This window comes from Streptomyces sp. Rer75, from assembly GCF_013414305.1.
Classification (GTDB): domain Bacteria; phylum Actinomycetota; class Actinomycetes; order Streptomycetales; family Streptomycetaceae; genus Streptomyces; species Streptomyces himastatinicus.
This window is the reverse complement of sequence record NZ_CP058693.1, coordinates 550,707-576,257: the sequence shown is the minus strand read 5'-3', so window position 1 is coordinate 576,257 and position 25,551 is coordinate 550,707. Positions and strand designations below refer to the sequence as shown.

General features: G+C 70.5%; 22 protein-coding genes. 14 read left to right on the top strand and 8 right to left on the bottom strand.

The genetic code is table 11. From position 1 onward, the window contains the following. Position 1: 1 nt before the first annotated feature. Positions 2–964, top strand: a complete 963-nt coding sequence (locus tag HYQ63_RS01805) for a PDR/VanB family oxidoreductase (RefSeq protein ID WP_179932173.1) — start codon at positions 2–4, stop codon at positions 962–964. Beyond that, positions 961–1,383 (top strand): nuclear transport factor 2 family protein, encoded by a 423-nt coding sequence (locus HYQ63_RS01800; RefSeq protein WP_179932172.1) that lies wholly within the window; start codon positions 961–963, stop codon positions 1,381–1,383. Before HYQ63_RS01805 ends, HYQ63_RS01800 begins: the two co-directional genes overlap by 4 nt. A 37-nt stretch (positions 1,384–1,420) precedes the next feature. On the opposite strand, the gene HYQ63_RS01795 is transcribed toward HYQ63_RS01800, so the two are convergent. Together HYQ63_RS01795 and HYQ63_RS01790 are read right to left on the bottom strand one after the other, a co-directional pair. Then, positions 1,421–2,128: a TetR/AcrR family transcriptional regulator gene (locus HYQ63_RS01795; RefSeq protein ID WP_257231530.1), complete on the bottom strand. Its 708-nt coding sequence runs from the start codon at positions 2,126–2,128 to the stop codon at positions 1,421–1,423. A gap of 82 nt (positions 2,129–2,210) precedes the next feature. Further along, entirely contained in the window at positions 2,211–3,404 is a 1,194-nt protein-coding gene (locus HYQ63_RS01790; RefSeq protein WP_179932171.1) for an FAD-dependent monooxygenase, read from the bottom strand. Positions 3,405–3,540: 136 nt separating this feature from the next. Here HYQ63_RS01790 and HYQ63_RS01785 point away from each other — a divergent pair, with 136 nt between their 5' ends. Next, a complete protein-coding gene (locus tag HYQ63_RS01785; protein WP_179932170.1) occupies positions 3,541–4,314 on the top strand; it encodes an IclR family transcriptional regulator in 774 nt (257 codons plus the stop codon). 41 nt (positions 4,315–4,355) lie between these two features. On the opposite strand, the gene HYQ63_RS01780 is transcribed toward HYQ63_RS01785, so the two are convergent. Next, complete coding sequence (locus tag HYQ63_RS01780; protein WP_179932169.1) at positions 4,356–4,985, bottom strand: TetR/AcrR family transcriptional regulator; 630 nt, start codon at positions 4,983–4,985, stop codon at positions 4,356–4,358. A 252-nt stretch (positions 4,986–5,237) separates the two neighbouring features. Here HYQ63_RS01780 and HYQ63_RS01775 point away from each other — a divergent pair, with 252 nt between their 5' ends. From HYQ63_RS01775 to HYQ63_RS01760, 4 genes are all read left to right on the top strand, one after another. Beyond that, a complete protein-coding gene (locus tag HYQ63_RS01775; RefSeq protein ID WP_179932168.1) occupies positions 5,238–6,446 on the top strand; it encodes a family 1 glycosylhydrolase in 1,209 nt (402 codons plus the stop codon). Positions 6,447–6,610: 164 nt separating this feature from the next. Continuing rightward, positions 6,611–8,422, top strand: coding sequence for a beta-glucuronidase (gene uidA / locus HYQ63_RS01770; RefSeq protein WP_179932167.1), 1,812 nt, complete (start codon positions 6,611–6,613; stop codon positions 8,420–8,422). A gap of 102 nt (positions 8,423–8,524) precedes the next feature. After that, complete coding sequence (locus tag HYQ63_RS01765; protein ID WP_179932166.1) at positions 8,525–9,871, top strand: MFS transporter; 1,347 nt, start codon at positions 8,525–8,527, stop codon at positions 9,869–9,871. 98 nt (positions 9,872–9,969) lie between these two features. Then, the gene (locus tag HYQ63_RS01760) at positions 9,970–12,630 is read left to right on the top strand and encodes a family 78 glycoside hydrolase catalytic domain (protein WP_179932165.1); all 2,661 of its coding nucleotides are present in this window, start codon (positions 9,970–9,972) and stop codon (positions 12,628–12,630) included. A 60-nt stretch (positions 12,631–12,690) separates the two neighbouring features. Here HYQ63_RS01760 and HYQ63_RS01755 read toward each other — a convergent pair whose 3' ends face one another. Continuing rightward, on the bottom strand, positions 12,691–13,863 hold the full coding sequence (locus HYQ63_RS01755) for an FAD-dependent monooxygenase (protein ID WP_179932164.1): 1,173 nt from the start codon (positions 13,861–13,863) through the stop codon (positions 12,691–12,693). 82 nt (positions 13,864–13,945) lie between these two features. Between HYQ63_RS01755 and HYQ63_RS01750 the strand changes: the two genes are divergently transcribed. Further along, positions 13,946–14,656 (top strand): TetR/AcrR family transcriptional regulator, encoded by a 711-nt coding sequence (locus HYQ63_RS01750; RefSeq protein ID WP_179932163.1) that lies wholly within the window; start codon positions 13,946–13,948, stop codon positions 14,654–14,656. 3 nt (positions 14,657–14,659) lie between these two features. Here HYQ63_RS01750 and HYQ63_RS01745 read toward each other — a convergent pair whose 3' ends face one another. Further along, on the bottom strand, positions 14,660–15,349 hold the full coding sequence (locus HYQ63_RS01745; RefSeq protein ID WP_179932162.1) for a GntR family transcriptional regulator: 690 nt from the start codon (positions 15,347–15,349) through the stop codon (positions 14,660–14,662). Between the two features lie 256 nt (positions 15,350–15,605). On the opposite strand from HYQ63_RS01745, the gene HYQ63_RS01740 reads away from it, so the two are divergent. The 6 genes from HYQ63_RS01740 (at position 15,606) to HYQ63_RS01715 (ending at position 21,899) form a co-directional block, all read left to right on the top strand. Further along, positions 15,606–16,958, top strand: a complete 1,353-nt coding sequence (locus HYQ63_RS01740; protein WP_179932161.1) for an MFS transporter — start codon at positions 15,606–15,608, stop codon at positions 16,956–16,958. 20 nt (positions 16,959–16,978) lie between these two features. Further along, the gene (locus HYQ63_RS01735) at positions 16,979–17,932 is read left to right on the top strand and encodes a transketolase (RefSeq protein ID WP_179932160.1); all 954 of its coding nucleotides are present in this window, start codon (positions 16,979–16,981) and stop codon (positions 17,930–17,932) included. Continuing rightward, a complete protein-coding gene (locus HYQ63_RS01730; protein WP_179932159.1) occupies positions 17,929–18,954 on the top strand; it encodes a transketolase family protein in 1,026 nt (341 codons plus the stop codon). The genes HYQ63_RS01735 and HYQ63_RS01730 overlap by 4 nt, the downstream gene beginning before the upstream one ends. 56 nt (positions 18,955–19,010) lie before the next feature. Continuing rightward, positions 19,011–19,778, top strand: coding sequence for an SDR family NAD(P)-dependent oxidoreductase (locus HYQ63_RS01725; RefSeq protein WP_179932158.1), 768 nt, complete (start codon positions 19,011–19,013; stop codon positions 19,776–19,778). Positions 19,779–19,928: 150 nt separating this feature from the next. Next, the gene (locus HYQ63_RS01720; protein WP_179932157.1) at positions 19,929–20,336 is read left to right on the top strand and encodes a hypothetical protein; all 408 of its coding nucleotides are present in this window, start codon (positions 19,929–19,931) and stop codon (positions 20,334–20,336) included. Between the two features lie 495 nt (positions 20,337–20,831). Beyond that, complete coding sequence (locus tag HYQ63_RS01715; RefSeq protein ID WP_257231528.1) at positions 20,832–21,899, top strand: serine hydrolase; 1,068 nt, start codon at positions 20,832–20,834, stop codon at positions 21,897–21,899. 98 nt (positions 21,900–21,997) lie between these two features. Here HYQ63_RS01715 and HYQ63_RS01710 read toward each other — a convergent pair whose 3' ends face one another. The 3 genes from HYQ63_RS01710 to HYQ63_RS01700 are packed head-to-tail and all read right to left on the bottom strand — an operon-like array spanning position 21,998 to position 25,544. Further along, positions 21,998–23,224: an MFS transporter gene (locus HYQ63_RS01710; RefSeq protein WP_179932156.1), complete on the bottom strand. Its 1,227-nt coding sequence runs from the start codon at positions 23,222–23,224 to the stop codon at positions 21,998–22,000. Further along, positions 23,221–24,477 (bottom strand): ATP-grasp domain-containing protein, encoded by a 1,257-nt coding sequence (locus tag HYQ63_RS01705; RefSeq protein ID WP_179932155.1) that lies wholly within the window; start codon positions 24,475–24,477, stop codon positions 23,221–23,223. The genes HYQ63_RS01710 and HYQ63_RS01705 overlap by 4 nt, the downstream gene beginning before the upstream one ends. Next, complete coding sequence (locus HYQ63_RS01700) at positions 24,474–25,544, bottom strand: pyridoxal-phosphate dependent enzyme (protein WP_179939643.1); 1,071 nt, start codon at positions 25,542–25,544, stop codon at positions 24,474–24,476. Before HYQ63_RS01700 ends, HYQ63_RS01705 begins: the two co-directional genes overlap by 4 nt. Positions 25,545–25,551 lie beyond the last annotated feature (7 nt).

Genomic DNA, 25,551 nt, shown 5'->3' with positions numbered 1-25,551 from the left:
CGTGAGCACCACCTGGACGGACGCGGTCGTCGTGGCCCGGTACGACGCCACGCCGAGAATCGCGGTCTTCGACCTCGCCCGCGCCGACGGCGGCGAGCTGTGGGAGTACGAGGCCGGCGCGCACATCGACGTACAGGTCGGCGAGGCGGGGCTGGTCCGGCAGTACTCCCTGTGCGGGCCTCCGGGCATCCGCAAGCAGTACCGGCTCGCGGTGCTCAACGAGCCCGCGTCGCGCGGCGGTTCACGAGCCATGCACGGCCTCGCCGAGGGCGACACGCTACGGATCGGCGCGCCGAGGAACCGCTTCGGTCTGGCGCCCGCGCGACGTCACCTGCTCCTCGCGGGCGGCATCGGCATCACCCCGCTGCTGTCGATGGCACAGGCCCTCGACGCAGAAGGCGGCGACTACCACCTGCACTACTGTGCCCGCAGCCGGACCGACGCCGCCTTCGCCCCCGAGCTGGAGCACCACCCACGGGCCACCCTCCACTTCGACGACCAAGGCCCGGAGCAACTCCTCGACCTGGGGCGCGACCTGGGGGCACCCGCCCCTGGCACCGCGGTCTACGTCTGCGGCCCCGGTGGGTTCATGGACTACGCGCTGGGGCGGGCGGCCGAGCTGGGATGGCCCGCCTCCGCCCTGCACACGGAGCGCTTCGGCGCCTCCACGGCCGCCGCCGAGACCGGCGGGGGAGGGGAAGGCGGATTCACGGTGCGTCTGTCCTCGACGGGAGCGGAGTACCTCGTCCCGGAGGATCAGAGCGTCCTCGACGTCCTCCTGGCGAACGGGGTCGAGGCCCCCTCCTCGTGCGGGCAGGGCATCTGCGGCGAGTGCATCGTACGCGTGCGTGCCGGCGAGCCCGATCACCGAGACGACGTCCTGACCGACGACGAGCGTGCCGAGGGCCTGTTCACCCCGTGCTCGTCGCGGTCGAGGTCCCCGATCCTGGAGCTGGAACTGTGACCACCTCATCGACAGCGGCGACCGTCAGCCCCACCGCCCCGGCCACGGTCGAGGACGCCGAGGCCGCCTGGCTCGCGGCGCAGACACTCCCGGACCCGGAGCAGAGCCTGCGTGCCCTGATGCGCCCCGACTGCGTCATCGTGCACTCGCCGGTGGGTCATATGCACGGTGTGGACGACTGGCTGCGGTACGCGGCACGCCTGGGCCGGACCAGCCAGGTGGACACCTACGACGTGACCGTCCAGCGGTTCGGCACCACGGCCGTGGTCAGCTGTCTTCAGGAGATGCGCGTGGCCTTCGTGCCCGAGCTGACTCCCTTCGTCATCCAGGCCGCCGTCAGCCGGGTCTGGGTGACAGCCGCGTCGGGCGGCTGGCAGCTGGCGCACCTACAGATGGCCCGGCGGCTTCCACCGGGCTGAGCGCCCGTGCTCCCGCCATCCGGGAGCACGGCCACCGTCACTCTTCGGGCTCGCCGTCCTCCGCCGGGCCGTTCACCGCTCCATCCTTCACCGGCGCTTCGGCGAGCGCGGAAATGATCCGGGCCACCTGCTCGGAGTAGTGGTCGACGAACTCCTGCGACGCGGGGTCCTGCTGGGTGAACTCGCGCGCGATCCAGGGGAGGGCCACCGGGGCGATCGAGGCCGCGAAGAAGGCGAGGGACACCGCCCCGACGTCGAGGTCGCTGCGGAACTCGCCACGCGCCTGCCGCGCGCGCAGGTCCTGAACACTCTTGAGCAGCTCGACGGCCCGCTCGTCCTCCGCGGGCGGCGGGGTACCGGGCTCTTCTCGCGTCAGCGTCCGGACCCACCCCGGATCCTCACAGGCCATGTAGACGTAGCGTCGCACCGCCTCGGCGTAGGGGAGAGTGTGGCCGACCGGCATGGCAGTCTCCAGCCACTGATCGCTCAGCGCCTCGTACAGCCCGCGTTTGCTCCCGAAGTAGTAGGTGATCAACTGATGGCTGACACCGGCCGCCTCCGCGATGCGGACGACCCGGGCCCCGTCGAAACCATGGGCGCCGAACTCCGTCCCGGCCGCGGCCAGAATGGCCCGCCGTGTGCCCACGGGGTCACGCCGACGACCGGGATCGTCGGGGCGCCTCCGGCGCTGCTGCCTGCCGGACGGTGCCGCCGACTTTCCTGATGTCGTCTCCTCCGCTGTCACACGGACGACCTTACAACCGACATCCGCCAGGTCTGATGCCGAAGGACACGAGAGCCGTCACATGTCTGCTGAAGTCCCCTGGTCAGGAGGTGAGCGCCGCCTCGGCGTCGTAGCCGTAGATCCAGCCGTTGCCCACCAGGGGGTCGGACTCGGCGAGTGCCGCGTCGCGCGCTTCTTGCCCGGGTCCGTCGGGCAGGTGGTTGACGTCCCGGCGGGCGTGGCTGGCCTGCTGAAGCCGTGTGGTGCGTTCGAGCCGTGCCGACTCGTACCGCTTCAGCGCCTGTTCGGGGTCGTCCACGGACGCAGCCAGGCAGCGCGCCAGCACCGCGGCGTCCTCGATGGACTGGGCCGCACCCTGGGCGAAGAAGGGAAACATGGGGTGCGCGGCGTCACCGAGCAGCGTGATCCTCCCCCGGCTCCAGTGCCGCAGGGGTGCCCGGTCCAGCAGCGCCCAGCGCCCGGGGACGCCACCGGCCGCGATGAGGTCCGTCACCCGCGGGTCCCAGCCGGCGAACTCGGCGTGGAACTCCTCGACCGTGGCCGTTGCGCTCCAGGACTCGTCGAGGTTGTCCTCGGCAGGGGCGGCGGCGAACACATTGACGGCCCGCCCGCCTGCGATCGGGTAGTGCACGAAGTGCCGACCGGGGCCGAGCCAGAGGGTCTGGGCGGGGCGCAGAGCGAAGTCGGGCGCGTCCTGGGCGGGCACGATGGTCCGGAAGGCGCAGAGTCCGGAGTACTCCGGCGGCGCGGGCTCGGCCACCGTGTTGCGGACGACGGAGTGCACACCGTCGGCGCCGATGACGACGTCGGCCTCGACCTCGCTGCCGTCGGCGAAGCGCAGCAGCGCGCCATCCGGGGCCGCCGCGACCGAGGTACAGCGCGCGCCCAGACGGATCCACTCGCCGGGCACGGCCGTCTTGACGGTATCGAGCAGATCGGCCCGGTGAACGACAAAGGTGCGCTCGCCGTAGAGCCGCTCGCACACACCGCTCAGGTTCTCCACCGACAGCACGCTCCCGTCGGCCCAGCGACGGAACTCCCAACCCCAGTCGAGCGGCACGGCCCGGCGCAGGAACCGTTCCATGGTGTCGAGACGGCGCAGCAGCCGTACGGCGTTGGGGGCCACGACGAGCCCGGCGCCGACCTCGGTGAGGGCGGGCGCCTGCTCGTAGACGGTGGCGGTCAGGCCCGCGCGGCGCAGGAAGGCGGCGGCTGCCAGGCCGCCGATGCCACCCCCGATGATGGCGATCCGCGGGCCGTGCACAAGGTCGGGCATGGAGCCACTCCTCAGCCTCGATGGCGAACGTCCTGGTGAGAGCCCGATCCTCACCGATGTGCCGCACCACCGGGACCGGCCATGTTCATTCAATGGACGTCCACTTTCGGCGGCCCCCACGGGGAGCGGAGGTCTGATGCCCCGTACGAGCCAGCCCGGACGCAGCGTGAGCGCGCGGCTGTTCGATGTTCTCTTCGCGTTCCGGCCCGGCCGGTCCCGGCTCACCCTCGCCGACCTGACCCGTGAGACGGGGCTGCCCCATGCCACCGTGCGCCGGCTGGCGCTGGAGCTCGTCGCAGCCGGGGCGCTGGACCGGGCACCGGACGGCTCCTTCAGCGTCGGCCTCCGGCTGTGGCAACTGGGCACCCTGGCGCCGCTGAGCGTTCCGCTGCGCACCATCGCGCTCCCTTTCATGGACGACCTGCATACGGCGCTGCGCCAGCACGTACAGCTCGCGGTGCTGGAGGGCACCGAGGCGGTTCTCGTCGAGCGGCTGTCGGCGGGCAGCGCGGTGGACGTCGTGTCGAAGATCGGCGGGAGGCTGCCGCTGCACTGCTCCGGCGTGGGCAAGGTACTGCTGGCCCACGCGGGGCCCGAGCTGATGGAGCAGGTCATCGCGCGGGGCCTTCAGGCGTACACCGACCGCACCGTCACCGCTCCGGCGCGGCTGCGGGCGCTGCTGGCCGAGTGCCGCGAGACCGGTGTGGCCGTCGTCCGCCAGGAAAGGACACCGGGGGTCGAGTCAGTGGCCACCCGCGTCATCAACGCCGACGGCGAGGTCGTCGCGGCCCTGTCGGTCGTCGTAGGCGCCGGGTCGGTCGATCTCCGGACGGTACGCCCGGCCGTCATCGCCTCCGGGCTGGCCGTGTCCCGCAGACTGGGATGGCGTCCATCGGCCGGAGTCCGGTAGGGCCGCTGGCCCGAGCGGGTGCAGGGCGCGCTCCACCGGCATCATGCCCCGTCCGGCACGCGCGGCTCGTCCGCTTGGTTCGTCTGGAAGATCAGGTCCAGGAACGCGTGGATCGGTCCGACGATGTCCAGGTCGTGGTCGAGGAGCCACTGGAGCTGAAGGCCGTTGAGTACGGACTGGAGGAGAGTGGCCGCGTGTTCGGGGGCGAGACCCGTGTGCAGTTCGCCGCGGTCCGCCTTCTCGCGCATGCCCTGGGCGAAGTGCGCGCGCCCCACGTCGTAGCGCCGGACGAAGTAGGCGTGTGCCGGGTGATCCGGGCGTGAGGCGGCCGCGGCGAGTTCGATCCACAGGCGCATCAGCTCGGGTGACTTCTGGTGGTGGCGCAGGAGTTCGCCGAGGTGCGGCGCGAGCTCGTCCATGCCCGACACCCGCGACAGGCCGTACTGCCACTCCTCGGTGTCCCGCTCGGCGAGCACCGCGGCGAGCAGGTCGTCCTTGTTCTGGAAGTGGTGCAGGAGGCCCGCGTGGGTGATCCCGGCCCGTTCGGCGATGTCTCGCAGGGAGGCCTTGGTGAAACCGTGCTCGGCGAAGCTGTCGCGTGCCGCCCGCACGATCTCCGCCCGCCGGGCCGCCGTCTTGGCGTACGGTCCGCGGGCCTTTGCCTGAGTCACGATGCGCTCCCTGTCCTCACTCGGGCTATCCACCAATACGTAACGCTCTGATTACGAAGCCGAGCAACAGTCTTCCCGCCCTTGTGGTCTCGGTCTACCTTCCGATCGAAAACCAACCACATGGTAAGTGTTGGTGATCGCCCGCCGCCATACCCGCGCACCGGCGCGCTGACGAAGGTCGTCCGTACGACCCGGACGCGGCGCAAACGCCACCGCGCCCGTCACCACCGACCCTCAGGAAGGCAGTCGACGATGACCGAACCCGCTCCCGGGTTCCTCTGGGGAGCCTCCACCGCACCGCACCAGATCGAGGGCAACAACCTCAACAGCGACTTCTGGGCGAGCGAGGGGCACGTGCCCGGCATGGAGCGCAGCGGCGACGCCTGCGACAGCTACCACCGGTACCGCGAGGACATGAAGCTGCTCGCCGACGCCGGACTCAACGCCTATCGCTTCGGCATCGAGTGGGCCCGCATCGAGCCGGTCCCCGGCATGATCTCGCGGGCCGAACTCGCCCATTACCGGCGCATGATCGAAACGGCCTTCGAGCTCGGCCTGACCCCGGTCGTGACCCTGCACCACTTCACCAGCCCGCTCTGGTTCGCCCAGGAAGGCGGCTGGCTCGGCGACCGCGCCACCGAGCGGTTCCGGGCGTACGCCGAGGCGGTCTCCCCGATCCTCGAAGGCGTCGAGTGGGTCGTCACCATGAACGAGCCCAACATGCTGGCCATCATGGTCGGCATGGCCCAGGCCATGCAGAACCAGCAGGCGGGCGAGGAGTGGCAGAGCCCCACCGTGGACCACGAGGGGCCGCGGCCGCCGCTGCCGGCGCCCGACGTGAAGATCGGCGAACGGCTGGTCGAGGTGCACCACGCCATACGGGACGGCTTGCGCGAGCGCACCGGCGCGAAGGTCGGCTGGACGGTCGCCAACCGCGCCTTCGTCGCCCGCCCGGGTGCCGAGGAGAAGAAGCGGGAGCTGGAGTACGTCTGGGAGGACCTGTATCTGGAGGGAGCGTGTGGCGACGACTTCGTCGGCGTGCAGTCGTACTCCAGCCAGTGGGTCGGCCCGGACGGCATCGAGCCCCACCCGCAGCACCCGGACAACACGCTCGTCGGAACCGCCTACCGGCCCGACGCCCTGAGCATCGCCGTACGGCACACCGCCAAGGTCACCGGCGGCATGCCGATCCTGATCACCGAGAACGGCATCGCCACCCGCGACGACACCCGCCGGATCGCCTACACCGGCGAGGCCCTGAAGCACCTTGAGGCGGCGATCGCCGACGGCGACGGCATCGACGTACGCGGCTACCTGCACTGGAGCCTGCTGGACAACTACGAGTGGGGCCACTGGGAGCCGACGTTCGGCCTGATCAAGGTCGACCGCGAGACCTTCGAGCGCCGCCCCAAGCCCAGCCTCGCCTGGCTGGGCGAAACCGCCCGTCGCGGGCTCAACTGACGCACCGCCGCCGGAAGGACGCACCGTGCAGGTATCCCGACGTCTCGTCCCGGTCTTCATGACGGGGCGCACGCTCTTCGCCGATGCCGGTGAAACGATTTAATCCGCCGTACCCACCTCTGCCCTTCTCGGGCCACTGCCCCGCAACGACGCGTAGGAGCCCCATGCTCTCGCCCCGCACCAGCCCCACCCGCGACATCGTCAGCCTCGACGGCCTCTGGCGGTTCGCCCTCGGCACCCGCGCCGGCGCCACCCCGTGGACGTCGCGGCTCACCTCGCCGCTCGAAGTCCCCGTCCCCGCCAGCTACAACGACCTGTTCGTTGACGCCCAGATACGTGACCACGTCGGAGTCGTCTGGTACCAGCGCGATGTGCGGGTGCCGCGCGGCTGGGCGGGGGAGCGGGTGGTCCTGCGCTTCGGCTCCGTCACCCACTCCGCGCGGGTCTACGTGGACGACCGGCTCGTGGCCGAGCACACCGGCGGCTACACCCCGTTCGAGGCGGACCTGACCGGGATCGTCCGCCCCGGTGCCGAGTTCCGGCTGACGGTCGGCGTCGACAACCGGCTGACGAACGAGACGATCCCGCCGGGCACCGTCACCACCGGCCCCGACGGCCGCGAACGCCAGTCGTACCTGCACGACTTCTACAACTACGCGGGCATCGCACGCCCGGTCCGACTGTGCAGCACACCGCTGACCTTCGTCGAGGACGTCACGGTCGTCACCGGACGGGACGGCGCGGCCGGCATCGTTGACTACCGCGTGGAGGTGGCCGGCGAGGCCGCCGAGGCAACCGCCGTCCGGGCGCGCGCGGTCGACGCGGCGGGCCGGACCGTGGCGGAGGCACACGGCCCCGAGGGTGTCCTCCGCATCGAGGACGTCACCCTCTGGCAGCCCGGCGCCGGCTACCTCTACGACCTCGTGGTGGAGCTGGTCACCCACGGTGAGACCGTCGACAGCTACACCCAGCCCTTCGGTGTCCGCACCGTCGAAGTGCGGGGTACCAAGTTCCTCATCAACGGCGAACCGTTCTACTTCACCGGTTTCGGCAAGCACGAGGACATCCCCGTCCGCGGCAAGGGCCACGACGATGCCTACCTCGTCCACGACTTCCAGCTCCTTCAGTGGACCGGCGCCAACTCCTTCCGCACCGCCCACTACCCGTACGCGGAGGAGGTGCTCGACTTCGCCGACCGGCACGGCATCGTCGTCATCGACGAAACCGCCGCCGTCGGCCTCAACCTGGGCGTCATGGGCGGCCTCACCGGCGCCGCGCCGACCCCGACGTTCGCACCCGAGAACTTCGGCGGGCCCACCCACGACGTCCACGCCCAACACCTGCGTGAACTGATCGAACGGGACAAGAACCACCCCAGCGTGGTGATGTGGTGCCTCGCCAACGAACCGGCCTCCAACGAGGACGGCGCCCGCGAGTACTTCGAGCCGCTGGTCGAGCTGGCCCGCAAACTCGACCCGACCCGCCCCCTCACCTACGCCGCGGTCATGTTCGCCACGCCGCAGAACGACCTGATCGGCGACCTGTTCGACATACTGAGCATCAACCGCTACTACGGCTGGTACCTCTTCACCGGTGACCTCGCCACCGCCGAGCAGCACCTGGAGCAGGACCTCCGCGGCTGGGCCGAGCGCTTCGGCAAGCCGGTCATGATGTCCGAGTACGGCGCCGACACCCAGCCGGGGCTGCACTCCGTCTGGGACACCCCGTGGAGCGAGGAGTACCAGAGCGACTACCTCGCCATGTACCACCGTGTCTTCGACCGCATCCCCGAGTTCATCGGCGAACACGTCTGGAACTTCGCCGACTTCCAGACCGGCGCCGGCATCCACCGGGTCGACGGCAACAAGAAGGGCGTGTTCACCCGCGACCGCAAGCCGAAGACGGCCGCGTTCGCCCTCCGCCGCCGCTGGCGCGGCCTGGACGGGCGCAAACCCGGCCACACCGCGGATGACTGACGCACCGGTCCGATCGCGGCCCCACCAGTTCATCCATGAACGCGTGTGCCGTCCTCCGCCAACTGCCGTGCCACCTGGCCATCATGAGACGAAGGAGTCCTCATGGCTCAAAACGATCGCGACATCAGCGTGGCCGGACCCCCGCCGACCGAACCGGCGAAGGGCGACGGCGAGGAGCCGACCGAGGCCCCCGCCCCCGAGATCGAGGCGCCACCACTGGAGAAGGTCGGCACGGACTACCTCACCTGGATGATGATCGCCAACTTCGGGGCCTCGCTGGCCCTGATGGTTCCGCTGTCCTACTCGTTGGCACTGCGGATCTCCGACCTCGCCCCCGGACGCGAGGAACTGCTCGGATACGTCACCGGGTCCGCCCAATTCGTCTACCTCGTCCTCAGCCCCCTGATCGGTTTCTGGAGCGACCGGAGGCGCTCCCGCCTCGGCCGCAGGACACCATTCATGATCGTCGGCACGATCCTCGGCATCGCCGGGCTTTTCGGCATCGCCGTCGCCCCCACCGTCCTCCTGGTGGGCCTGTCATGGGTCGTCGGCATGATCGGCTGGTCCACGGCCGGGCAGGCCATCCAGAACGTCCAAGCCGACCGCGTGCCCGAGGAGCAGCGCGGCCGTGTCTCGGCGCTGAGCAGCGTCACGACCCAGATAGCACCGGTGATCGGCATAGGCATCGCGTACACGGTGGCCTCCAGCACCCTCCTGGTGTTCCTCGTCCCGGGCGTCCTCGGCGCCGCGCTGCTGCTGTTGTTCCCGGTCTTCAAACCGGAAGGAGACTCCCGTGAACTCGTCCACACCAGCGAAGTGACCCTCAAAGGCATGGTCGCCAGCTACGGGTTCAATCCGCGGAAGTACCCCGACTTCGGCTGGAACTGGCTCGGCCGCTTCGTCTTCTTCATGGGCCTGTACTTCAACACCACCTTCGGCACGTTCTTCTACGCCCAGCGGCTCGACCTGCCCATCAAGGAGGTCGCCGGCGTCGTAGCGACGATCGGGACCATCGGGGTGCTGGCGGCAGCCGGCGGCGCCATCGGGGGCGGCTTCCTCTCCGACAAGCTGGGCCGGCGCAAGCTGTTCACCCTGCTCGGTTCCACGATCTTCGTCGCCGGGGCCGTCACCGAGGCATTCGCCCACTCGCTGCCCCAGCTCGTCGTCGGCGCGGTGCTGATGCAGCTCGCCATCGCGCTGTTCAGCGCCGTCGACCAGGCGATCGTGTTCGCAGTCCTCCCGGACCGGGCTCAGGCCGGCCGCTATCTCGCGGTCGTCGCGTTCGCGCAGAAGATCCCCAGCGCCATCGCCCCGCTCATCGCCCCACTCATCATCACCATCGGCGTCACGGGCGGCGACAAGAACTACACACTGCTCTACCTGAGCGGCGCGCTCCTCGCGCTCGTCGGCGGCCTGATCGTCAAGTTCAAGGTCACGTCGGTCCGCTGAAAGGGCACCCCGGCACTCGCTATGCCTCGGTCCCGAGCCTCGCCGCGACAACCGCCGTGAGGAACACCAGAGTTCATCGACTCCTGAGAAAGCAGAGCATGAACAACGCACCGTATGACCTGCGCATCGACAGCGGCGGTGACCAGTTCGCCGTGTCGGGCCCCGCTCCCCGCCTGTCGTGGAAGCCGCCGTCGGACGCGGGCTGCCCGGCGGGATACGAGCTGGAGTGCACCGTCGACGGCGAGGCGCAGCCCGCGGTGAGGGCCGCGTCCGGCCGGCACCGGTTCCTCTCCTGGCCCTGGGCGGCGTTGGGCAGCCGACGGCAGGTGGCCTGGCGGGTCCGGGCCGACGACGCCGAGGGCCCGTCGCCGTGGTCGGAGTGGAACACGTTCGAGGTCGGCCTCCTCGATCAGGACTGGCAGGCGCGCTGGATATCGCCGGCCGAATCCGGCGACCCCGGTTACGGTAAGCGCCCGGCCCATACCCTGACGACGCGGTTCGAGGCACGGACCGGGGCGCGCTCGGCGCGGTTGTACGCGACGGCGCTCGGCGTGTACGAGGCGTATGTGAACGGTGAGCGGGCCGGCACCGCCGAACTGTCGCCCGGGACCACCTCCTACGACCGCACGCTCTATGCCCAGGCATCGGACGTCACGGCCGCCGTCAAGGCGGGCGGCAACCTGATCGAGATCGTCCTCTCCGACGGTTGGTACCGGGGGCAGGTCGGCGCTTTCCGTCTGCCGGCCGGCTGGGGCACGGTGCTCGGCGCACGTGCCGAACTGCACATCGCCTACGAGGACGGCTCACACCAGGTCGTGCGCAGCGGCGAAACCTGGACGAGCATGAGGTCGGCCATCACCCGTGCCGACCTCATGGACGGGCAGACCACCGACTTCCGCGGCCGGCCCGGAACCGGGCAGCCCGTCCTCGTCGACCAGGTCGAGGTGCCTGCGATCGACTGGTCGCCGGCACCGCCCGTTCGCGTCGTGGAGTCGCGTCCGGCGCAGTCGGTCAAGCAGCTCGAAGACGGGCGCTGGATCGCCGACTTCGGGCAGAACGCCTCCGGCTGGGTCGCCCTGGGCGACCTCGGATCGGCAGGCACCCGCACCGTCGTCGACTACGGCGAGCACGTCGGCGCCGACGGCGACCTGACAACCGCCCATCTGGATTCCGCCCGGCCCGGCGAGGACCCGATTCCCTTCGTCCAGCGCGACGAGGCCGTCTCCGCGGGTCGTGGCGAGACGTTCGAGCCGCGCCACACCGTGCACGGCTTCCGGTATGCGCGCATCCGCCGCGACGGCGCCCCGCTCGACCCCGCGAGCCTCACCATGCGCGTCGTTCACACCGACCTGCGCCGCACCGGCACCTTCGCGTGCAGCGACGACGACCTCACCCGCCTCCACGAGATCGCCGAGTGGAGCTTCCGCGGAAACGCCGTCGACGTGCCCACGGACTGCCCGACCCGCGAACGCCTTGCCTGGACCGGCGACTACCAGGTCTTCGCACCGACCGCCACGCGCCTGTACGACGTCCTCGGCTTCAGCCGCAAATGGCTCCGCTCCGTCCGCGACGACCAGCTTCCCGACGGCCGGATCGCCAACTTCTCGCCCGACGGCCGACGCATCAAACACCACCTCGACGACCAGTTCGCCCTGATGACCGGCTCCGCCGGCTGGGGCGACGCGATCGTCGCCGTCCCCTGGGAGCTGTACGAGTCCTACGGCGACCGGGAGGTGCTCGCCGAGAACTGGGAAGCGATGGTCCGCTGGGTCGAATGGACGCTGCGGACCGCCCGAACCGCCCGCCACCCGTCCCGGACGGAGCGCTCGGCCGAGCCGCTGCCGCACGAGCAGTACCTCTGGGACGGCTCCTTCCACTGGGGCGAGTGGACCGAGCCGAAGGCGAAGGCGGCCGACGGCACCCGCATCGACCCGATCAAGACCAACCCCATCGCCTGGTTCATGGCTGACAAGGGCGAGATCGGCACCGCGTTCCTGTACCGCTCGACGGCGACCCTCGCCGGTGCCGCCAGGGTGCTGGGCCGCACCGAGGACGCCGCCCGCTACACCGAGGCCGCCGAGCGCATCCGCGACGCCTGGCGCACCGAGTTCCTCACCCCCGACGGACGCACCACCGGCGACACCCAGGCCGGATATGTGCGCGCGCTGGCTCTCGGACTCGTCCCCGACGAGCTGCGCGAGGCCGCCGCCACGCGTCTGGTCGAACTGATCCGCGGCGCCGACACCCACCTCGGCACCGGCTTCCTCGCCACCGGCGACCTGCTCCCGGTCCTGGCCGACACCGGCCACGCCGACGTCGCCTACGAACTGCTCTTCCGGCGCACCGCACCGTCCTGGCTGTACATGCTCGACCGCGGCGCGACCACGATCTGGGAGGACTGGGAGGGCATCGACGAGAACGGCACCGCCCACGACTCCCTGAACCACTACAGCAAGGGCGCCGTGGTCCGCTTCCTGCACACCCACACCCTGGGGCTGCGGCAGGCGCCGGGATCGGCCGCCTGGGAATCCTTCGAGGTCGCGCCCGTCCCGCACCGGCCGCTGACCTGGGCCCGAGGCACGCACGAGTCCCCGCAGGGCACGATCGCGGTCGAATGGCGGATGACCGGCGACGAGCTCACCATCACCGTCGAGGTCCCGCGGGCCAGTACCGCGCGCGTCGTCTTCCCCGACGGCACCATCGAAGCAGTCACATTCGGCACCTTCAGCGCCACCCGCCGTATGGCGAAGGGAGGTTGAGACGCAGCCTGCAAGACCCACAGCGCTCAAGCGGGTGACGTCGGACGTCGTGCTGGAGTGTCAGTTCATGATGGCCTTGGCTATCTTGGCGCCGGCGGGGTGGGAGATCACGCGGACGAGGCCGCGGCGGGCGATGTGTCCGAAGCGGTTGACGGGCATGAAGAAGTGCTGCATGCGCAGGGCTTCCTTCTGGTATCGGGTGGTCAGCGGGCGCAGTTGCTGCTCCCAGGCGCCGAGGGCGGACGGCACGCAGTCATGCTCTTCCAACAGGCGGCTCAGCAGCTCGGCGCCGGCGATGCCCATGCCGGAGCCCTGTCCCGAGTAGAGGCTCATGCACCAGGCGGAGTCGCCGAGCAGGACGACCCGGCCCTGGCTCCAGCGGTTGATGTGGATCTGGCTGACCTGGTCGAAGAGGACGGACTCGGAGCGGTCCATCGCGTTCAGCATGGCCGGCACGATGGTGCCGCCGAAGTCGCCGAATACCTCGCGCAGGGCGTCGGAGGGGTTCTTGCGGACCTCGGCGGCGGGCCAGGGCGTGCGGTAGAGCAGGAAGGCGACCGGGGGATGGTCGACGTAGGTGTTGATCCAGGCTGAGCGGCCGGGGGCGGTGGCCACCATGGTGTCGCCGTCGCGTACGCCGGGCAGTGCGCCGTCGATGACGCAGGCGGCCACGGCGTGGTCGAAGTCCTCGCGGTAGAGGTCTTCCGGGCCGAAGGCCAGGGAGCGGACGGTGGAGTGGATGCCGTCGGCGCCGATGAGCAGGTCCGCGCTCTCCACCGACCCGTCGGTCATGGTGACGGTCACCTGGTGGCGGTCCTGGGTGATGGCGGCGGGCCCGGTGCCGTAGCGGATCTCCACCAGGTCGTGGACCGCGTCGTACAGGACACGCTCCAGATCGCTGCGCAGCAGCATCCGCAGAGGGGTGCCGTCGCCCTGATCCGGGAAGGTCAGGCCGGGGGTGACACGGCCGCTGCGGTCGATTTCGAACCCGCGCGCGCCGGGGCGCTGGCGGTTGGGGAGCGCGTCCAGGAGGCCCAGGCGTTCGGCGGCGGCGTAGCCGGGGCCGAAGAAGCGCACGAAGTAGCCGCCCGTACGGCGCTCGGGGGCTCGTTCGACGATCAGGGGCTGCCAGCCGGCCCGGTGCAGGGTCAGGGCCGCGGCGAGACCCGAAATACCGGAGCCGACGATCACGGCACGCCGGGCGGGACGTGGGGGGAGTGAGGGAGTGGTCATGGGCCGAGCCTACTCTTGGTTGAAACTGAATGACCAGTTTCGAAATTTGGTCACGGAGGTCTGGGGGTGGGATGCTGTGGCCATGACCACCAAAGCCTCCGCCGCCTCCCTTCCGGCCGACAGGGAACGCGCCGAACGCATCCTGGCCGCCGCCCGGGAGCTCCTGCTGGCGTGGGGCTACAAGCGGGTCACCGTCGACGAGATCGCGCGCCGCGCCCGCATCGGCAAGGGCACCGTCTACCTGCACTGGAAGACGAAGGAGGTGCTGTTCGCCGAGCTGCTGCGCCGGGAGTTCCACGACGTTCTCGGCCTCATCGCCGCCCGGATCGAGCAGGACCCGGCGGTTGCCCTGCCCGGTCGGCTGGTCCCGGAGGTCTTTCTGGAGCAGGTCCGGCGGCCCCTGGCCCGTGCGATCCTCACCAGTGACGGCGATGTTCTCGGCGCGCTCGCCATGACCGCCGACGGGCATCCGGTGGCCCGGCAGCTCGGCTTCCACTCCCTGCTCGCCCGTCTCGTCGACGTATGGCGGGAACACGCACTACTGGTGGCCGAGACATCGGCTGCGGACCACGTGTGCATGATCGACGCAGTTCTGGCCGGGTTCTTCTCCGGCGGGATCGCCGTGCCGGAAGGTCAGGGCCCCTCCCCGGAACACCGCGCGGACCTGCTCGGCCGGGTGATCAAGGGGGCCGTCGAACCCTCGGTCACGCCGGCGGAAGCCACCGTGCGTGCCGCCGCTCGGGACGTCGTCTCCGCACTGGCCGATGCCCGGAGTGAGCTTTCCGGAGGCTGATGGTCAGGCGGTGTCGCGTGTGTCTTCGCGCTCGATGCCCAGCTGCTCGATCGCCGAGGCCATATGTGCGTGCAGGATCTCCTGAGCCGCGGCGGCGTCTCCGCGGGCGATCGCGTCGGCAATGGGCTCGTGGGCTGTTGCGGACATGGCCACGTCGCGGCGTTCGCCCGCAGCGCTCATGATCACCACGCGCATCGGGCCCTCGAGCTGCCGCCAGGTCTTGAGGAGCACCGAGTTGCCGGACAGTTCGCACAACAGGAGGTGGAAGCCGAGATCGGCCTCGACCTTCGTGGCCAGATCCGCACCCGTCGCGAAGGCCTCCTGGAGCTTTGCCAGGGCCTTGCGCAGGGCTTCGGCCGCCTCCTGCCTGCGCGGTGACGCGATGATCTGCGCCACTGCGAGCCCCTCCAGCGCTTCCCGGACCTGGAAGAGTTCCCGCACCTCGGTCGGGGTCAGCTGGGACACGCGCAGCATGCCACGCGCTCCCGCGGTGACGAGCCCTTCCTGCTGGAGGTGGCGCAGGGCTTCGCGTACCGTGCCCCGGCTCACCGACAGGTGCTCGGCGATCTCCACTTCCCCGAGGTGGTCACCGGGGCGGTATTGGCCGGTGGTGATGGCCGTGCGCAGCGCCACGAGCGCGCGCTCCCGGAGGGTCGTCGAGCGGGTGAGACTGGAAAGCGCCTGACCGGACACGTTGAACCCTCCTCAACTGCACGAGTGATCATAGTAGCCCGAAAGGCTGTCGTCTGTTGACAGTCGGCATAACCGAGTGCCGCGGACGACCGGATTGCCGTGCGTCCGGGCGCTACTCGAGTAGACCGCCCGATCTCCGCCGAGGCTCTTGACACCCTCTCGCCGTCAGGCTCAGCATCTCTCTCGACTGTTAACAGTCGGCAGCCAACAGCCAAGCCCGGGACGGCTGGCCCGCCTACGATCAAGGAGGATCGTCATGGCTGAGTTCACAGCGCCGCAGCAGGCGGCGCATGGGTCGCCGGAGCGCCTGAGAGTCGCCGTCGGGTGCGGAGTCGGCGCGACCATCGAGACGTACGACTTCATCGGCTTCGGAACGGCCGCGGCGCTCTATTTCGGCGACGTGTTCTTCCCCGACTCCGACCCGCTGTCGGCCACCTTGCTGTCCTTCGCGACGCTGGGGATCGGCTTCGCCGCGCGGCCGCTGGGCGGCGTGATCGCCGGTCATCTCGGGGACCGCGTCGGCCGCAAACCCGTACTGGTCGGCTCCCTGCTGCTGATGGGCATCGCGACCGTGCTGATCGGCTGCCTGCCCACCTACCAGATGGTCGGGGTCTGGGCGCCGGTCCTGCTGGTGGCCGTCCGCGTGATCCAGGGGCTCGCCTTCGGCGCCGAGTGGGGCGGTGCCATCCTGATGACCTTCGAGCACGCCCCCTGGCGGCGACGCGGCCTGTACACGGGCATCACACAGGCCGGTTTCCCGGTCGGCCTGCTGCTCGCCAATCTCGCTTTCCTGTTCAGCCGGTACACCCTGGACGACACCTGGGCCTGGCGCGTGCCGTTCCTGCTCAGTGCCGTGCTGATCGCCGTGGGCATCTTCATCCGGCTCAAGATCGACGAGTCGCCCCAGTTCGAGGCGCTCAAGGAGTCCGGTGAGGTGGTCAAGAACCCGCTGCTCGCGGTGATCCGGGACGACTGGCGCAACGTCCTGCGGGCCTTTTGCCTGCGATGCACGGAGACCGCGGGGTACGCCGTCTCGGTCACCTTCGTCCTGTCCTACCTGGACGACGGCGACGCCCCCGACGTCTCGGGCACCACCAGCCTCATCGCCCTGGTGACCGCCGCGGCCCTCGGCATCGCCGCCACGACGCTCTGGGGCAGCCTGTCGGACAAGGTCGGCCGCCGCCCGGTCTACCTGCTGGGCTGCGCGGTGAGCGCCGCATGGGGCATCCCGCTCTTCCTGCTCGTCAACACCGAGACCGCGGCACTCGTCCTGATCGCTTTCGTGATCAGCTACGCCGTCTGCCAGAACTCGCTGGCCGGTGTCCAGGGGGCCTGGTTCTGCGAGCTGTTCGCCACCAAGACCCGCACCGCCGGAACATCCCTGGCCTACCAGCTGTCCGCGGTCGTCTCCGGGTTCACCCCCATGATCGCCACCGCGCTCTACTCCGCCACCGGATGGACCGGGCCCGCGGTTCTCTTCAGCGCCTACGGGCTGCTGGGGTTCGTGGCGACGCTGGTGACGCGCGAAACGTGGGGTGTGGACGAGCGCCGGGAAGCCGACCGAGCCGTGACCGCGTCCGCCGAACCCGCCCTGCCCGCAGTCCGCTGACAGAAACGAGGACCAACACGATGTCCACTCAGTCCACATCGGCGTCGAGCCGCGCGACCCCCGAGGGCGCTCCGCCGGACGGAACACAAGCGCCCGACAGCCGACGCGTCAGTGCCCTGAAGGACTCCGCCCACCGCATCCGCATGCACGCGCTGGACATGGGGGAGACCCAGGGGCAGGGCTACATCGGACAGGCGCTGGGCGTGGCCGACATCCTGGCCGTCGTCTACCAGGACGTCCTCAACCACCGTGCCCACGAGCCCAATTGGCCGCAGCGCGACAGGTTTCTGCTGTCGATCGGCCACTACGCGATCGCCCTGTACGCGGCGCTCGCCGAGGCCGGTGTGCTGGATGCAGGCGAACTCGCCACCTACGGAAGTGACGACTCGCGTCTTCCCATGTCGGGCATGGCCTCCTACACACCCGGCATGGAAATCTCCGGCGGCTCCCTCGGACACGGCCTGGGCGTCGCCACCGGAATGGCGCTCGGACTGCGCCACCAGGGCAGCGACGCGCACGTGTACAACCTGCTGTCGGACGGAGAGCTGGACGAGGGCTCCACTTGGGAGGCGGCACTCGCCTGCGCCCACCACGGCCTGGACAACGTCACCGCCATCGTCGACGTCAACGCCCTCCAAGCGGACGGCCCGACCAAGGGCGTACTGCGCACCGAGCCGGTCACGGCCAAGTGGGAGGCGTTCGGCTGGCACACGATCCGCGTGGACGGCAACGACGTCGCCGCCCTCGTCGCGGCCTTCGACAGCCTGCGCGAGCACAGGGGATCACCGGCGGTACTCGTGTGCGACACCAGGATCGGGTGCGGCGTACCGATGCTGGAGACCCGGGAGAAGGCGCACTTCATGCGAGTCGAAGAGCACGAATGGCAGCTCGCCCGCGAGCAGCTGGCACAACGCCACCGGACACATTCCGGCTCCGACCGCGCAACCGACCAGGGAGAAGGACCCGTCCGATGAACACCTCAGCGCCGACTCAGGCGGCACACGCGCCGGCCAAGTCCCCGGGGCGCAAGCCCACCACATCCGCCATGATCGCCTCCATCGCCGAAGAGGGGCAGCGCACCACCCGGGCCCCCTTCGGACACGCACTGGCCCGGCTCGCGGGCGAACGCCCCGATGTGGTCGGGCTCTCGGCGGACCTGGCGAAGTACACCGACATGCACATCTTCCGGGAGGCCCACCCCGACCGCTTCTTCCAGATGGGCATGGCGGAGCAAGTGATGCTGGGCGCGGCCGCCGGGCTGGCCGAGGTGGGCCTGACGCCGTTCGCCTCCACCTACTCCGTCTTCGCCACCCGGCGCGCGTACGACTTCCTGTGCCTGGACATCGCCGAGCCGCAACTGAACGTCAACGTCGTCGGCGCCCTGCCCGGACTGACCACCGGCTACGGCCCCAGTCACCAGGCGACCGAGGACCTGGCCATCCTGCGCGGCATGCCCGGCCTGACGATCGTGGACCCCGCGGACTCCGTCGACATCGAACAGGCCGTCCCGGCCCTGGCCGCCCACCCGGGCCCCACCTACACGCGACTGCTGCGCGGAGCCGTACCCACGGTCCTCGACGAGTACGACTACCGGTTCGAACTCGGAAAAGCGGCGGAACTGCGCGGTGGACGCGATGTCCTGTTCATCTCCACCGGCCTGATGACGGTACGTGCCCTGACCGCGGCCCAGGAACTCGCGGACGACCACGTCGACGCCGCCGTCCTCCACGTACCGACGATCAAGCCGTTCGACCGCGAGACGGTGCTGCGGGAGGCCGCCAAGGGACGCCTCATGGTGACCCTTGAGAACCACAGCGTCGTCGGAGGCCTCGCCGAGTCCGTGGCGTCCTGCCTGGCCTTCGCCCAGCAGGCGGTACGGATCATCCCCATCGGGCTGCCCGACGAGTTCCTCGCCGCGGGCGCTCTGCCCACGCTCCACGACCGCTACGGCCTCTCCGTCGCGGCGATCAAGGAACGCGTCCGCCGCGAACTCTGATCCGCGCGACCGACGTCCCGCGCACCCACTCTTTTCCCACTCCTCAGGAGAACCGCATGGCCACCGAGCACATCCCCCGTACCGCCGTCGTCACCGGTGCGGGCTCCCGTCGCGGCATCGGACGCGCCACCGCGCACGCCCTGGCCGCCGGCGGCTACCACATCGCCGTCCTCGACCTGGACAAGGAGGCTGCCGAGGACACCGCCCGGGAAGTCGCGGCCCGGCACGGGGTGGAAGCCCTGGGCCTCGCGGCGGACGTCACCGACGCCGACGCGGTCGACGCGGCGATCGGGGAGGTCGAAGCGGCGCTCCCGCCGATCGGCGCCCTCGTGAACAACGCGGGAATCACGTCCCCGACCCGCTTCGTCGACGTCACGCCCACGGAGTGGGACCGGGTCTTCGAGGTCAACGTCCGCGGCAGCTTCCTGGTCACCCACCGCGTGGCATCCGGGATGGCCGACCGGGGCTTCGGCCGCATCATCTTCCTGTCGTCCGTGTCGGCCGAGCGCGGGGGCGGGGTGTTCGGGGGAGTGGCCTACTCGGCGGCCAAGGCCGCCCTCCTGGGCTTCGCGCGGTCGCTCGCCCGCGAACTCGGCCCCTCCGGAGTCACGGTCAACTCCGTCGCCCCGGGCCTGATCGACACCGACATCACGCAGGGGAAGCTGGACGAGGAGCGCAAGACGGCCATGATCGCGGACGTACCGGTACGCCGCATCGGCGGTGTCGAGGACGTGGCCGACGTCATCGCCTTCCTGGCCCGGCCCGAGTCAAGCTACCTCACCGGAGCGACGTACGACGTCAACGGCGGGTCTCACATTCATTGAGCGGGGCTCGGCCGGCGCCGCCCGTGTCAGTCGGCCTTTCGCCAGCGGGAGCGCAGGTTGAACGCGGCGGTCCCTCCGATGCGCTGCCCGGCGGGGGCCCGCCCGCCTCTTCGAGATCGGCCGGGCCGCCGCCGGGCGGCGGTTCTGCTCGTGGCCGGGTTTCTGCGATTGCGGCTGTCCCGCCGGCCGTACGACCAGAGGGTGGCGGTGCCGGGGACCGGCAGGTCGCCACGCGGCGAGCGACACCGCCACGGCGAGCGCGATGAGCGCGCACACGACCACCCAGCCGAAACGGTCGAAGACGCGGCTGCCGAATTCGGGGCGCAGGGCGAAGATGCGGGACGCCGTACGCAGCACGCGCAGGGTGTCGTCGAGCAGTGCCGGGTAGCGGTCACGGACAGCTGGAGTGGTCGTGGGCAGGACGAATCCCAGCGCGACGGCGATCAGCGCGGTGAGGGCGGCGGCGAGCAGCTAGGGGGCGCGCCAGCCCAGGTGCTCGCCCAGGACGCCACCGAAGGTGCGGGCCAGCAGGATGCCGCCCCGATGAGCCCGGGCTGAAGCGTGCCGATCGCGCTGCCGCGCCGCCCGGGCTCGACCAGCCCGGCCGCCATGGGCAGCAGGATCTGCGGGACCACGGTGGCCAGGCCGACCAGGGTGCCCGCGGCGAGCAGGAGGCCGGTGGCCGAAGATCCCGGCCGCGTAGCCGAGCTGCGTCAGCGTCGCGAGGGTCGCGGCCGTGTCCGAGGAGACGCCGAAGCTCTGGCATGTGCCCGGTCGGCACTGAAGAGAGGCCCGTGACGGCCGCGTCGAAGAGGCCGTCTTGCCTGAGCCGTGCCCCTGACAGGTCCCTGAGCCGCCCCCGGAGCGGTCTCCGGGGCATTCCCGATGGTGCACGGCTTCCGTTGCTGGTCAGCTGTTGTCATGAGCAACCTTCAGTCTTCGCGTCGTCTGCTCGTCGTCCTCACCGCGGTGTGTTCGCTCATCGCCACAACCCCTGCCCTCGCGGATTCCCGTCACCAAGGTTCGCGATTACACGAGAAGACCCAGGCAGCCTTGAACGAGATCGTGGCGCAGGGCACCCCTGGCGTCATCGCCCAAGTGCGGAACCGCCACCGGGTGTGGAACGGCCGGGCCGGTGTCGGCGACCTTTCCGTCAGGCACCAACGCAGTACCCGGGAGAAGTTCCGCATCGCCAGCGTGACCAAGACCTTCACCGCCGCGGTGCTTCTCAAGCTCGAAGCCACGGGAAGGCTGTCGCTGGACGACAGCCTTGAGAAATGGCTGCCCGGGGTGGTGCGCGGCACGGGCTACAGGCCCGAGCACATCACCGTGCGGCACCTGCTCCGCCATACGAGCGGGATTTTCGACTACAACATGGACGAGGGTTTCCGCGCCAAGTACGCCGGTGACGAGTTCGACAAGAACCGCTACACCAGGTGGGCCCCCGCGGAGCTACTGGACATAGCGCTCGCCCACCCGCCGAACTTCCAGCCCGAACAAGGCAGCAGGCCCGGCAGGCCCGGTGAATGGGACTACTCCGACACCAACTACATTCTCGCCGGAATGATCATCGAGAAGGTCACCCGCGGCACCTACAAGAAGGCGGTCGAGCGATTCATCATCAAACCGCTCGACCTGCGAGGCACCCGAGTGCCCGGTGCCTCGCCCAAGGTTCCCTCGCCGCATGCGACGCACTACTCCACGCTCTTCGAGGACCGGCCGTACGCACAGGTGCGTGACGTCACTGAGTTCAGCCCCACGGTGGCCTTCTCGGCCGGACAGATGATCTCGACCGTCGGCGACGTGAACACCTTCCTGTCGGAGTTGCTCGGCGGCGAGCTGCTCCCCGCCGCACAGCAGCGGGAGTTGCTCGACGCGGTCCCTGTCGACGGGGACAAGGGGCACGGCGGGCCGGAGGACGTCTACGGCCTCGGCATCCGGCACTTCAAGCTCAAGGCGGATTGCTGGGCCTGGGGCCATGGCGGCATGATCCCCGGATCCGCAACCCGGACGATGGCCTCGGCGGACGGTCGGCACGTCCTGACCATGAACCGCAATGGCGACTGGGGCGAGCAGAAGCTGGAGGACGCGGCCGTCGAGGCCGAGTTCTGTCAGGGCTGAATTGCAGCCGCCGCAGATCCGCAGGTCAGGGCCCGCGGCATGGCCCCTGAGCCTCCCGGCCTCGGGCACCGATCGTCACAGGCGCCCGGGCTCGCCCATCAAGCTGTTTCCCCGGAGACTCCGGAGGTAGGGGAGCCGTTACGGACGCGTCGAACCCGCAGGGCCGCGGTCAGCAGCGGAGGCAGCACGACACACTGCACCGCGACGGCGGCCCAGAAGAGACCGGCGTGATCGGCCCGCTCGGCCGCCTGGTAGCCCTCGCCCCCGGCGACGCCGCTGACGAACGCGCCGATTCCGGCCGCGAGCCGCTGGCGGCCGAAGACCACGGCGGGGGAGCGGGGTGAGCGGGCGAGGGCTTCGAGGTCGTTCTTGAGGAAGAGGATGACCTCGGCGCAGCAGATGAGCAGGGCCCCGGCCAGGATCGCGGCGTGGTTGCCGAGGGCGAGCGTTGCCATGCCTGTGGCCATCGCGGCGAAGCCGATCCGCAGGGCGCGGGCGTAGGGCAGGCGGGCGATCCAGCCGGACAGGAGCGGCTGCGCCACCACGAGGAGGAGGGCGTACAGGGCGAGGACGAGGCCGTAGTACGTCGCCGAGGTCCGGGGCACGGCGTAAAGGGCGAGGTAGTGCTGGAAGAACATGAACAGGTACAGGCTCAGCACGGTGACGGCGAAGGGCAGGACGCTCTGCCGGGTGGCGTTGCCCGTGTCCTCGCCATCCTCGCGCCCCGGCCCGGCCGGTGCGGGTGAGGGCCCTTCGGCGGGCAGCAGGGCGTGGCCCGCCGTGATGGCCGCGAAGAGGACGGCGACGGCGGTGAAGAGCCCGGCCGAGAAGTTCAGCACGAAGGGCGCCGCGGCGAGCGGCCCCAGTGCGATACCGGCGTTGAGCGCGGAGCCGCTTGCCGACAGCAGCAGGGGGCGCCGAGCCTCCTCGACGCCGTGTACCAGGTACGCCTTGTTCGCGGGGAGGTAGAGCGCCGCGCCGCAGGAGACGAGGAAGAGGGCGGCGACGGCGACGTAGGCGTGGCGCAGCCCGGGCAGGAAGGCCGCGAAGCCCACGGTGCGGATCACCAGGGCCAGCAGCATGGTGCGCCGCAGCCCGAGGCGTTCGGCGGTGGCGCCGCCCACCACTCCGCCGGAGAACTGCACCAGCGAGGCGGTGGCGAGCACCACGCCGACCGCGCCGAGCCCCATGCCCAGCCGTTCGTGGAGCAGGACGGACATGAAGGGCAGGACGGCGAAGCTGCCCAGGGGGATGAGGAACGAACCGGCCAGCAGGAACCGTTGCGGGCCGGTGAAGCCCGCCGGTCGGCCGGAGCGCGGGCTCACGGTCGGTCGGGGCGGTCGTGGGGGCGGTCGTCGAGGGTGTCGATGAGCGGTCGTACGCTTCCGGCGGCGCTGAGCGCGCGGTGCAGGGCCAGTTCGGCGGTGGCGCCTTCGGCCAGCACGATGCCGGTGCAGCCGCGCTGGTCGGTCAGGTGCTCGACACGGTCCCCGGGGGCGGCGGTGGGATACCACTCGGGCGCTCCGGGGAAGTCCGCCAGGCTGTCGAGTCCGGCCCAGCCGGTGAGGGTGCCGGGCCGGTCGGGGTAGAGGAGGACGAAGGCGGTGGCGGGCCCGGTGAGGGCCGGGCGGTCGAGGAGAGCGGGGCGTCGGCCGAGCGCGGTGTCGACCATGGCGTCGTACACATTGGTGTCCAGGGCGCGGCACAGCGCCTCGCCGACCATCGCGCCGCCGATACGTCGGTTGATCTCCACCAACTCCGGGCCCTCGGTGGTCAGGACGAATTCCACGTGGGCGAAGCCGCTGTCGTGTCCGGCTGTGCTGAGGACCCGTCCCACCCAGTCCTGGATGAGGGCGCGTTGGGACTCGGGGAGGGCGACGGGGAAGGCGGCGGCCTCCTCGCGCACGGCGGGCTCGGGCGAGAGCTGGCGGCTGAGGACGCCCAGCAGCCGGGTGTTGCCCGTCCAGCTCAGGGTTTCGGCACTGTAGACGGGCCCGGCGAGGAACGGTTCGGCGAACAGTTCCCCCTTGAGGGTCTGCTGTGCGGCTTCGGTGAGCGCGGTACGGAGCCGGTGTTCATCGCGTACGACCCAGACGTTGCGGGAGGAGGTGCCCGCGGAGTCCTTGAGGACGGCGGGCAGGCCCACGGCTCGTATCACCTCGGCGGCCGAGGTGGCATCGGCGGTCACGGCCAGGGCGCCGCCACGGCTCAGTCCGTGCTCATGGAGGAGGTTGCGTACGCGGTACTTGTCGCGCAGCAGACGCACGGATGCCGGGTCGGGGCCGGGCAGGCCGAACCGGGCGGCGAGGTCGGCGCCCGGCACGCTCCAGGTGTCGGTGGAATTGATCAGCCCGCGCAGATCGGACAGTCCGGCAAGGGCCTTGGCGGTGGCCTCCTCGTCCCCGGTGTCGACATCGATGATGTCGAGCGCGGCGGCGTCGGGCGGGAGTTGAGCCAGTTCGTGGCGGTAGATGGCGCGGTCCTGGGTGAGGAGGGCCAGCCGGTGTCCGGCGTTCGCGGCCGCTTCCACCAGCCGGGCCAGTCCGAAGGTGAGCGCTTCCAGCGCGGCGATGGTCACGATGCGCTCTTCTCCATGGTTCGTGCCGAGGCGGCGTCGTAGGGGCGCCGTTGCCACTCCATGACCGACCACGGCATGGCCAGGTCGTCGAGGGTGGTGATCTGGCGGGGCCGCAGCGTGCGTGGGTCCGGTGCTTCACGGTGACGGGTGAACACCTTCTCGGTGTATCGGTGTCCGGTGTCCGCGCCGATGACCAGATGGGTGCGCTCAGGGTGGCGGGCGGCTTCCCAGCCCGCGACGAGGTGGGCCGCGCCGGTGGACAGTCCGGCGAACACCGCGTGGTCGCGCAGCAGGCCGACCGCGCCCGCCATGGCGTGGCGGAAGTCGACCCAGTGCAGGGTGTCGTAGAGGTGGTGGCGGACGTTGTCGAAGGGAATGGAGCTGCCGATGCCCGCGATGATCGCCTCGGGGTCCTGGAAGCCGTCGCTGCCGAAGGTGACACTGCCGAAGGGCTGTACGCCCAGCAGGGTTACGGGACGGCCCCGCTCGCGCAGCGGGTGGACGAGTCCGCCGGTGGAGGCTCCGGTGCCGACGGCGCCGATCACCGCGAGTGGGGCGCCGGGCAGCGCGTCGTCGACGAGGTCTGCGAGTTCGCGGTATCCGGCGTAGTGGACGGCGTCGTGGTACTGGCGCATCCAGTGCATTCCGGGCCGCTCGGCGATGAGCCGCCGTACGCGGCGCACGCGCCGCTCCTGGTCGAGACGGAGGTCCTCCGAGGGCGGCATCTGGTCGACGGTGGCGCCGAGGATTTCCAGTTGGGCGCGCATGGTGGCGTCGACGGTGGTGGAGGCGACGATGTGGCAGTGCAGCCCGTAGCGGTGGCAGGCCATGGCCAGAGCCAGGGCGTAGATGCCGCTGGAGCTGTCCACGAGGGTCTGGCCGGGGCTGATGGTGCCGCGCTCCAGCAGGGTGCGGACGGCGCCGAGCGCGGCGTAGATCTTCATCGTCTCGAAGCGGGCGAGGACGATGTTGTCGGTCAGCCGGAGCAGGTCGGGGGCCTTCATGGCGTCGGTGATGTGCTCGTGGACGACGGCCGTGGGTGCGGCTTCGGTGTGCAGCGGTGTCATCTGCGCG